The 8510-nt window shown below is 69.3% G+C and carries 11 protein-coding genes and 1 pseudogene; 8 read left to right on the top strand and 4 right to left on the bottom strand.

All coding sequences use genetic code 11. The features are described from left to right. Together lnt and G6027_RS03360 are read left to right on the top strand one after the other, a co-directional pair. Positions 1 to 1058: apolipoprotein N-acyltransferase (gene lnt / locus G6027_RS03365; protein WP_182635406.1), on the top strand; the 1058-nt coding region annotated here is incomplete at its 5' end. Positions 1059 to 1070: 12 nt separating this feature from the next. Further along, positions 1071 to 1838, top strand: coding sequence for a polyprenol monophosphomannose synthase (locus G6027_RS03360; protein WP_182635409.1), 768 nt, complete (start codon positions 1071 to 1073; stop codon positions 1836 to 1838). A 109-nt stretch (positions 1839 to 1947) separates the two neighbouring features. On the opposite strand, the gene G6027_RS03355 is transcribed toward G6027_RS03360, so the two are convergent. Next, entirely contained in the window at positions 1948 to 2292 is a 345-nt protein-coding gene (locus G6027_RS03355; protein WP_179525251.1) for an RNA polymerase-binding protein RbpA, read from the bottom strand. Positions 2293 to 2445: 153 nt separating this feature from the next. Between G6027_RS03355 and G6027_RS03350 the strand changes: the two genes are divergently transcribed. Next, positions 2446 to 2802 carry a hypothetical protein gene (locus G6027_RS03350; protein ID WP_182635404.1) on the top strand — a complete coding sequence of 119 codons (357 nt, stop codon included), beginning with the start codon at positions 2446 to 2448 and terminating at the stop codon, positions 2800 to 2802. Between the two features lie 80 nt (positions 2803 to 2882). Beyond that, a pseudogene (locus tag G6027_RS03345) lies at positions 2883 to 5242 on the top strand (excinuclease ABC subunit UvrA). A gap of 13 nt (positions 5243 to 5255) precedes the next feature. Here G6027_RS03345 and G6027_RS18585 read toward each other — a convergent pair. Continuing rightward, complete coding sequence (locus G6027_RS18585; protein WP_182635402.1) at positions 5256 to 5480, bottom strand: sigma factor-like helix-turn-helix DNA-binding protein; 225 nt, start codon at positions 5478 to 5480, stop codon at positions 5256 to 5258. An 89-nt stretch (positions 5481 to 5569) separates the two neighbouring features. Between G6027_RS18585 and G6027_RS03335 the strand changes: the two genes are divergently transcribed. From G6027_RS03335 to G6027_RS03325, 3 genes are read left to right on the top strand one after another with little or no spacing between them, the layout of a single operon-like run. Then, positions 5570 to 6154, top strand: a complete 585-nt coding sequence (locus G6027_RS03335; protein ID WP_182635400.1) for a pyridoxamine 5'-phosphate oxidase family protein — start codon at positions 5570 to 5572, stop codon at positions 6152 to 6154. 3 nt (positions 6155 to 6157) lie between these two features. After that, on the top strand, positions 6158 to 6784 hold the full coding sequence (locus G6027_RS03330; protein WP_182635399.1) for a GyrI-like domain-containing protein: 627 nt from the start codon (positions 6158 to 6160) through the stop codon (positions 6782 to 6784). A 23-nt stretch (positions 6785 to 6807) separates the two neighbouring features. Further along, the gene (locus G6027_RS03325) at positions 6808 to 7245 is read left to right on the top strand and encodes a PaaI family thioesterase (protein ID WP_182635397.1); all 438 of its coding nucleotides are present in this window, start codon (positions 6808 to 6810) and stop codon (positions 7243 to 7245) included. Between the two features lie 31 nt (positions 7246 to 7276). On the opposite strand, the gene G6027_RS03320 is transcribed toward G6027_RS03325, so the two are convergent. Then, a complete protein-coding gene (locus tag G6027_RS03320; RefSeq protein ID WP_182635395.1) occupies positions 7277 to 7717 on the bottom strand; it encodes a MarR family transcriptional regulator in 441 nt (146 codons plus the stop codon). 108 nt (positions 7718 to 7825) lie between these two features. On the opposite strand from G6027_RS03320, the gene G6027_RS03315 reads away from it, so the two are divergent. Next, positions 7826 to 8257: a DoxX family membrane protein gene (locus G6027_RS03315; protein ID WP_182635407.1), complete on the top strand. Its 432-nt coding sequence runs from the start codon at positions 7826 to 7828 to the stop codon at positions 8255 to 8257. A gap of 56 nt (positions 8258 to 8313) precedes the next feature. Here G6027_RS03315 and G6027_RS03310 read toward each other — a convergent pair. Then, on the bottom strand, positions 8314 to 8510 hold a 197-nt coding region (locus G6027_RS03310; protein WP_182635393.1), incomplete at its 5' end, for a hypothetical protein.

Here is an 8510-nt window from a genome sequence, read left to right as displayed (position 1 = left end):
CGCTCGGGCTCGCCGTCATGCTGTTCGCGCGCCGGCGTCATCCACTGCGCGCGGCCACCGGGCTCCTGGCGGTCCCACTGGCCACCGTGGGGCTCGTCGCCGCTGCCGCGGTCGACACCACGACCGGGGCACCAGGGGAGACTGCCGACATCGCCGTCATCCAGGGCAACGTCCCCCGACTCGGGCTGGACTTCAACGCCCAGCGCCGTGCGGTCCTCGAGAACCATCTGCGGGTGACCTCGGAGCTCGTCGACGACGTCGAGGCCGGCACGACGGCCCGGCCGGACCTGGTGCTGTGGCCGGAGAACGCCTCCGACATCTCGCCGCTGGCCGACCGGCTGGCCGGTGCACAGATCACCGCCCTGTCCCGGCGTCTGGAGGCCCCGATCCTCGTGGGGACCGTCCTGCCGGTCGGAGACGGCCCCGAGGCCACCAACTCCTACCTGGTCTGGGACGGCCGATCGTCCGACACCGCCGCCGATCCCGTGGTCGACCGCCACGACAAGAAGTACATCCAGCCGTTCGGGGAGTGGTTGCCACTACGCGCGCCACTCGAGGCCCTGTTCCCGATCGCCCGGACCGCGGGGCACTTCGTCCCGGGGGACGGCACCGGGCTGGTCACCGCGGCCGGCATCGACCTCGGTGTGGCCATCTGCTTCGAGATCGCCTTCGACGCCGCGGCCCGTGAGCCGGTCTCCCGCGGTGCCCAGATCCTCACCGTGCCCACCAACAACGCCACCTTCGGCAGATCCCCGATGACCTACCAACAACTCGCCATGTCGCGGGTCCGGGCCGTGGAGCACCATGTCCCCGTCCTCATCGCCGCCACCAGCGGGGTCAGCGCGGTGATCGGCCCCGACGGTCAGGTGCTCCAGGAGACCGGGATCTTCGAGCCCGCGACGCTGGCGGCGCAGGTCGAGTTGGGGACCGCCGGTACGATGGCAACCCGACTGGGCGGCATCCCGCAGATGGTGAGCTGTCTCATCGGGCTCGTCGGCCTGGGATGGGCGTTGATCTCCACCCGGCAGCGACCCGCGACCGAGCACGAGGAGACGTAAGTGACCGATCCGATGGCGCCTCCGCCCGCCGTTCCGTCCGCGCGGACCCTGGTGATCATCCCCACGTACGACGAGCGGGACAATCTGCCGGGCGTCGTCGAGCGTCTGCTCGCGTCGTCTCCCGACGTGGCGGTCCTCATCGCGGACGACAACAGCCCCGACGGCACCGGGAAGGTCGCCGACCGGCTCGCCGCAGAAGACGCGCGGGGGAGGATCACCGTCCTGCACCGCGCGGGCAAGCAGGGGCTCGGAGCCGCCTACATCGCCGGATTCCGCTGGGGTCTGGAGCGCGGTTACACCGTGCTGGTGGAGATGGACGCCGACGGCAGCCACCCGCCCGAGCGGCTGCCCGCGATGCTCGCGGCGGTCGACGCCGGTGCGGACCTGGTGATCGGGTCGCGCTATGTGCCCGGCGGCAGCGTGGAGAACTGGCCGTGGCAGCGCCACGTGATCTCCCGCGGCGGCAACGTCTACTCCCGGATCATGCTGGGCGTGGGCATCAAGGACATCACTGCCGGCTTCCGGGCCTATCGCAGCGAGTCACTGACACGCCTCGATCTGGACGCCATCGAGTCGAAGGGCTACTGCTTCCAGATCGACATGACCTGGCGGCTGTTGAACACCGGGGGCACGGTCGTCGAGGTCCCCATCACCTTCACCGAGCGCACCGTCGGACAGTCCAAGATGAGCGAATCGATCTTCCGGGAGGCCGCCGTGAACGTGGCCCGCTGGGGCTGGGAGAAGCGGCGCGGACAGCTGAGATCGCTCGTTCGGCGTTGAACCGGCGCCCACTGGAGGCTGACCTGGCACCCCCTGAACGCAGGACGCCCCGGCCCTGTGAGGGGGCCGGGGCGTCCTTGCTGGGTCTAGATGCTCAGCGTGAGGATGCTCAGCGGGCGCCGGCGCGCCGACGCTTCTTGAGGATGTCCATCCGCTCCTTGAGCAGGTCCTCGAGGTCGTCGAGCGAGCGACGCTCGAGGAGCATGTCCCAGTGGGTACGCGGTGGCTTGCCCTTCTTGACCTCGACCGCCGGACCGTCGATGAGCTGGCCCTCCTGGCCGTTCTTGCACATCCAGGTGCCGGGGATCTCGGCGTCGTCGGCGAACGGGACCTCGTACACCTCGCCGTTCTCCGTCTGGTACTTGGCCATCCGCCGGGGCGCGAGATCGGTGTCCCGGTCGGTCTCGTAGCTCACCGCACCGAGGCGGCTGCCTCTGAGGACTCGATCTGCCATGCGAACTCCTTCTACCGTGTTCGTCCGTCTGTCCAGCTGCCTGCGACACGACGCTGCCGTGTTCCTGATGATGTAACGCCAGGTGACCCCCCAAATGTTCCCACGCGCCACGGCAGCAGGCCAGTCGGGGACCGTCTCGGTACCCTGACCTCCGTGGACACCGACGCCCCCGCCGATCACCCCCCGCCCCGGCGGGGCGAGGCCTCGTGCGCGTGGTGCGGGCGTCCGGTGGACGAGGGCCACACGGGCCGACGACGACGGTACTGCCGCCGCTCGTGCCGTCAGCGCGCCTACGAACAGCGGCAGTCACTGCGCGTCCGAGAACTGCCGGAGGGGACGGTGGTGCTCTCGGAGGCCGAGTCGACAGACCTCATGGACCGGATGTTCCAGCTCAGGTGCGCGTGCGAGGACCTGCACACCGCGATCCTCGAGGGGGAGGACGCCACCGAGTTGTCCCGGATGTCCGGCGATCTGGTGGCCGCTGCCCGGCGCGCGGAGCGACTGAGGTGAACCGCGGCTGAGGTATCCCTCCCCGGCGGGGTGTCCGGGACCTACGGTTGACCGCAGACACACCAGCGAGGAGACGGCCCGTGAGTGACCACATCGCCGACACCCACGACGTCATCCGCGTGCAGGGGGCGAGGGAGAACAACCTGAAGTCGATCAGCGTCGACCTGCCCAAACGTCGGATCACCGCCTTCACCGGCGTGTCCGGTTCCGGCAAGAGCTCCCTGGTCTTCGCCACGATCGCCGCCGAGTCCCAGCGGATGATCAACGAGACCTACAGCGCGTTCCTCCAGGGCTTCATGCCCACCCTCGCGCGCCCCGACGTCGACCTCCTCGACGGCCTCACCACAGCCATCGTGGTGGATCAGGAGCGCATGGGGTCCGATCCCCGCTCGACGGTCGGCACGGCCACCGACACCGGAGCCCTGTTGCGCATCCTGTTCAGCCGACTGGCGGATCCGCACATCGGCGGGCCCAAGGCGTACTCCTTCAACGTCGCGTCCGCCAGCGGGGTGGGCACTCTCACGAAGGCGGACGGGAGCCGGCAGAAGGCGGAGTTCTCCATCACCGGCGGGATGTGCGCCAGATGCGAGGGGCGGGGGTCGGTATCCGACTTCGACATCGACGCTCTGGTCGACCGCTCCAGGTCGCTCGCCGAGGGAGCGATCACGGTGCCCGGGTACTCGATGGACGGGTGGTACGGGCGCATCTACGCGGGGTCCGGCTTCTTCGACATGGACAAGCCCGTCCGCGACTTCACCGAGCAGGAGATGCACGACCTGCTCCGGAGGGATCCGGTCCCGACGGGATCAACGTGACCTTCGAGGGGCTCATCCCGAAGATCCAGAAGTCGATGCTGGCCAAGGACGTGGAGGCGATGCAGCCGCACATCCGGGCGTTCGTCGAGCGGGCCGTGGTGTTCACCAACTGTCCCGACTGTGACGGCACCCGCCTGAACGAGGGCGCACGGTCGTCGCGGATCGGCGCGCTGAACATCGCCGATGCCTCCGCGATGCAGATCACCGACCTGGCCGAGTGGCTTCGTGGACTCTCCGAGCCGTCGGTCGCCCCACTGCTCGCGGCGCTGCAGCACACCCTGGATTCCTTCGTGGAGATCGGATTGGGCTACCTCTCCCTGGACCGGCCTGCCGGCACGCTCTCCGGTGGCGAGTCACAGCGCGTCAAGATGATCCGACACCTGGGGTCCGCGCTGACAGACGTGACCTATGTGTTTGACGAGCCGTCGATCGGGCTGCACCCACACGACATCCAGCGGATGAACGATCTGCTGCTGCGGCTGCGCGACAAGGGGAACACCGTCCTCGTGGTGGAACACAAGCCGGAGATCATCGCTATCGCCGATCACGTCGTGGACCTGGGGCCCGGCGCCGGGTCCACGGGTGGCGAGATCTGTTACGAGGGGTCGGTCACCGGCCTGAGGGAGAGCGACACCGTCACCGGCCGCCACCTCGACGACCGCGCGACGCTCAAGGACGAGGTCCGGAGGGCGACCGGCCACATAGAGGTGCGGGGTGCGACCGCCCACAATGTCCGGGACGTGGACGTCGACATCCCGCTGGGGGTGTTGTGCGTGGTGACCGGCGTGGCCGGGTCCGGAAAGAGCTCGCTCATCCACGGGTCGGTCTCCCCACGACCCGGTGTGGTCGCGATCGACCAGGCCGCGATCCGGGGGTCCCGCCGAAGCAACCCGGCCACCTATACCGGGCTGCTCGACCCCATCCGGAAGGCGTTCGCCAAGGCCAACGGCGTCAAGCCCGCCCTGTTCAGCCCCAATTCCGAGGGCGCGTGCCCCACCTGCAAGGGGGCGGGCGTGATCTACAGCGATCTCGGTCTGATGGCGGGGGTCGCCACGAGGTGCGACGACTGCGAGGGTCGGAGGTTCCAGGCCGAGGTACTGGAATACCGGCTGGGGGAGCGCAACATCGGTGAGGTCCTGGCGATGTCGGTGGCCACGGCCGAGGAGTTCTTCCGCGAGGGACCGGCCCGGATCCCCGCCGCGCACAAGATCCTGTCGCGGCTCCGCGACGTGGGACTGGGATACGTCCGACTGGGACAACCGCTGACCACGCTGTCGGGAGGGGAGCGGCAACGTCTCAAGTTGGCCGCGCAGATGGCGGACAAGGCGGAGGTCTACGTGCTCGACGAACCGACCACAGGCCTGCATCTGGCCGACGTCCAGAACCTGCTGGGCATGCTCGACCGTTTGGTCGACGCGGGCAGGTCCGTCATCGTGATCGAGCACCACCAGGCCGTCATGGCCCACGCGGACTGGATCATCGACCTCGGTCCCGGGGCCGGCCACGGTGGCGGCCGCGTCGTGTTCGAGGGCACGCCCGCCGAGCTCGTGGAAGCCCGATCCACGCTCACCGGTGAGCACCTGGCCCACTATGTGGCGGAGGGTGTCGAGCCCGCGATCGGGTGAGGGGTACCGGCGATCAACCCGCCTTACCGAACCGCTTGTGCAGCGCCTGCTTGCTCACGCCGAGGACGACTCCGATCTCCGCCCAGGTCAAACCGTGCAGCCGAGCGTGTCGGACCGCTGCCGACTCCTCCCGGGCGAGCGCAGCTTTCGCCTCCGAGATCGCGGCCAGGCGGGCGACCGGGTTCGGCTTGTCGTCGTGGTCGTCGTGGTCGTCGTCGTCGTCAAAGGTCGTGTCCACATCCCTCACCCCTGGTGTCAACCTACGTTGACACCAATCAGCCGTCAACGCCAGTTGACGGCCCGGCGCGGCGGACTAGGGTCGTGGCCATGCCCACCAACCGATACCCCGAGATCGCGTTCGGCCCCGCCGCCCGTGCACGGCAGGAGTCGGCGGGCGTCACCCGGCCGCCGGAAACCGGGGAGTTCGCCCTGGAGGGAACGGACTCCGCGCTGATCCGACGCGCCGACCACTTCCTCCTCTCAAGCGTCACCGAGTCCGGGTGGCCATACGTCCAGCACCGCGGCGGACCCGCGGGATTCGTCCACGTCCTGACGCCCACGTCACTCGCGTGGGTGGAATTCCGCGGCAACCGTCAGTACGTCTCGGTGGGCAACGTGGACCACGACGGCCGCGTCTGCCTGCTCTTCGTGGACTACCCCACCCGGACCCGGCTCAAGGTGTTCGGTCACGCCCGGATAGTCGAGCCGGAGCAGGACCCGGACCTGATCGGACGCCTGCGGACGATGGGGGAGAGGACCTACACCGGGTATGTGGAGCGGGCGATCGTCGTGGATCTCGTGGCCGCCGACGCCAACTGCAGTAAGCACATCACGCCGAGGTGGGATCGCGCGTACATCGACGACCTCACCGAGGTCTACCGCCGGCAACTCGACGAACTGCGTGAGGGGTGAGCAGTGGACACCTTCGACATCAAGCGCGAGCGCAGGGACCTCTACAACGGAAGAGTCGGGAGGTTCGACGTGGTCGACGTGCCCACGATGCGGTTCCTCATGGCCGACGGCCGCGGGGACCCCAACACCTCCGAGGACTACGGCTGGGCACTCGAGGCCCTGTACACGTGTTCGTATGCGGTGCGGGCGGCGGTCAAGGTCGACCGCGGACGCGTCCACACCGTCGGCCCCCTCGAGGGCCTCTGGTACGCCCGCGACCTCGCGGTGTTCACCGCCCGGGACAAGGACGCCTGGGAGTGGACCATGATGATCTCGCAGCCGGACTGGATCACTCCGGACATCGTGGCCTCCGCCGTCGAGAAGGTGACCGCGAGGAAGCCGGCCGTCGCGGTGGACCGGGTCCGCTTCGAGGAGTTCGCCGAGGGTCAGGCCGTTCAAACCCTGCACGTCGGACCGTACGACGCGGAGGGGCCGGTCATCGCCCGGATGCACGAGGAGGTCATCCCCGGTCACGGCCTGATCGCCTCGGGGCACCATCACGAGATCTATCTCTCCGACGCGCGCAAGACCGAACCGGCTCGGCTGCGGACGATCCTGCGCCAACCCGTGGCGAGGTCCGCGGAGCGGTGATCGGGTGCGGGTAGAAAGAACTCATGACCACCTCCGACGGATTTCCCGATGCCTCTTCCGATGATGCGAGCAGATTCGTCCGGGCCTCAGGGCTCGTCGTCGACGAGGTGACCGCGACGAGCCTCAGGGGCCATGCGGTTCTGGGCGACGACCACCTCACCGCGTGGGGAACCGTCCACGGAGGTGTCTACGCCAGCATCGTCGAGTCCGCGGGCGGCGCGGGCGCCGGAGCCGCCGTGGCCGACCGGGGCCAGATCGCGGTCGGTGTCCACAACGGCACCGACTTCCTGCGGGCGTCGACCGGCGGGCGGGTGAACGTGATCGCGGAAGCGTTGTTCCAGGGGCGCAGTCAGCAATTGTGGGACGTGGTGATCAGCCAGTCCGAGAGCGGCAGGGTGCTCGCGAGGGGCCAGCTCAGGCTGCAGAACGTTCCGCGGCCGGATCCGGCTCCGCACGGCTGACCCCACCCGGGCCCCGGCGGAACCCCCGGACTCACGTCGCGTCGGCACGCTCCAGCGCCGCCACGACACTCCGCGCCAGTCGACGCAGCTCGAGAAGGTCCTCCGCCGGCAGGTCCAGTTTCTCCAGCAGGGAGCACTGGATGCGGCCCGCTTCGTCGCGGAGAGCGTGCCCGGCGTCGGTCAGCACGACGGTCACACTCCGGGCGTCCCCGCCCGCCCGGTCACGCGACACCAGCCCGGCGGCCTCCATCCGCGAGATCAGCGGGGAGAGGGTGCCGGAGTCCAGGAGCATCCGGTCGCCCAGCTGTCGGATCGACAGACCGTCCTCCTCCCACAGGGCGAGCATCACCAGATACTGGGGATAGGTGAGTCCGGCTGAGGCGAGGGCCTCCCGATAGGCCGCTGTCGACGCCCTGGAAGCGGCGTAGAGGGCAAAGCAGACCTGCTGGTCGAGGCGGAGATCGGCGTTCATCTCCCCATTGTCCCGCAGAATTTGATTGCGCACAATTGAGTTGTGCGCAATACTTCTGGCATGGAGCACACCCCAGGTACGCAACCGGCCGGACGCACCGGCACCCGGATGACACGACGCCCGGGCCGGGCCGGCGAGGTGATCCGCCACCTGGGACGCTGGACCCTCGGCGCCGCACTGCTGGGCGCCGGCGTGGGACACCTGACCACCATGCGGCAGGAGTTCCAGGCCCAGGTACCCACCTGGGTTCCCCTGGACCCGGACTTCGTGGTGCTGGCCTCCGGAGTCGTCGAGATCGGACTGGGCGCCGCCCTCATCCTGGCGCCCACGAGGTTCCGGCCCGCCGTGGGATGGATCACCGCCGGTTTCTTCGTGGCGATCTTCCCCGGCAACATCTCGCAGTACGTCACCGGCACGGCCGCCTTCGGACTGGACACCGACCGCGCCCGCCTCATCCGATTGTTCTTCCAGCCCCTCTTGGTGGCGTGGGCGCTGTGGTCCACCGGGGCGTGGAGAGCGTGGCGCGGCCAGCGCGGCTGACCACCGGCACCGTCACGCTCAGGGCGGCCCGGGGGAGGCGGGTCGACCGGGCGTCCTCACGGCGGGCCGGGGGAGAAGAACCGCCAGATCTCGCCGGGCGTGTCGTACCGGGCCCCACCGTCGCGGCCCCACCTGCCGGACAGGGTGGGGAAGGAGTGGCCCACCCTGTCCACCATCACCAGCCGCACAGGATCCGAGCCCTCCCAGGTGATCGTCTCGGCGTCGCCCTCACGACTGACCGTCGGGGACGACC

Source organism: Dietzia sp. SLG310A2-38A2 (assembly GCF_014145095.1).
Lineage (GTDB): Bacteria > Actinomycetota > Actinomycetes > Mycobacteriales > Mycobacteriaceae > Dietzia.
Note: the sequence above shows the minus strand (reverse complement) of the source record. Positions and strands in the feature narration are given on the sequence as shown.